We start from the raw sequence: 601 nt of genomic DNA, 5'->3' as shown, positions 1-601 counted from the left end.
TCACACCCGTTCCCATCCCGAACACGGAAGTTAAGCTCTTCAGCGCCGATGGTAGTGAGGGTTCGCCCTTGTGAGAGTAGGACGTTGCCAGGCAAATGAAAGTCACATTCTAAGGAAGGTGGCTTTTTTTGTTTTGTAAAAAGGAATAAAGAAAAACAGTCATATAATAAAGAATGAATTAATGGGAGAATTGAGTTAAAGTATTTATTCAGAGGGAATAGTGCCCAAAAATAAGAAAAACTGTAGAAGAGGTCACTATTACAGCGGAATAGCGCCCAAGAATAAGAAAAACTGTAGAAGAGGTCACTATTACGGCGGAATAGCGCCCAAGAATAAGAAAATCTATTAAAGAGGTCACTATTACGGCGGAATAGCGCCCAAGAATAAGAAAAGCTGTAGAAGAGGTCACTATTACGGCGGAATAGTGCCCAAAAATAAGAAAAACTGTAGAAGAGGTCACTATTATAGCGGAATAGTGCCCAAAAATAAGAAAAACTGAGTCAAGTCCATAATATTGTGTAAAAGTTATTACAACATTTTCAACCAACTTTATATAGTAAAATGGACGGCCACAGCGTAGCTGCTTGCCATTGACTTCAGC

At 39.3% G+C, this 601-nt stretch carries 1 protein-coding gene and 1 rRNA gene; one reads left to right on the top strand and one right to left on the bottom strand.

Going from position 1 to position 601, the window contains the following annotated elements; genetic code table 11:
* Window positions 1-93: ribosomal RNA gene (gene rrf, locus ACFPM4_RS13810) — 5S ribosomal RNA — on the top strand; the annotation flags it as partial.
* A 115-nt stretch (window positions 94-208) separates the two neighbouring features.
* Here the strand turns inward: rrf and ACFPM4_RS13805 are convergent.
* A partial coding sequence (locus ACFPM4_RS13805) for a hypothetical protein (protein WP_382352842.1) occupies window positions 209-601 on the bottom strand: 393 nt, incomplete at its 5' end.

It is taken from the genome of Lederbergia graminis, assembly GCF_042655485.1.
Lineage (GTDB): Bacteria > Bacillota > Bacilli > Bacillales > Bacillaceae_C > Lederbergia > Lederbergia graminis.
Note: the sequence above shows the minus strand (reverse complement) of the source record. Positions and strands in the feature narration are given on the sequence as shown.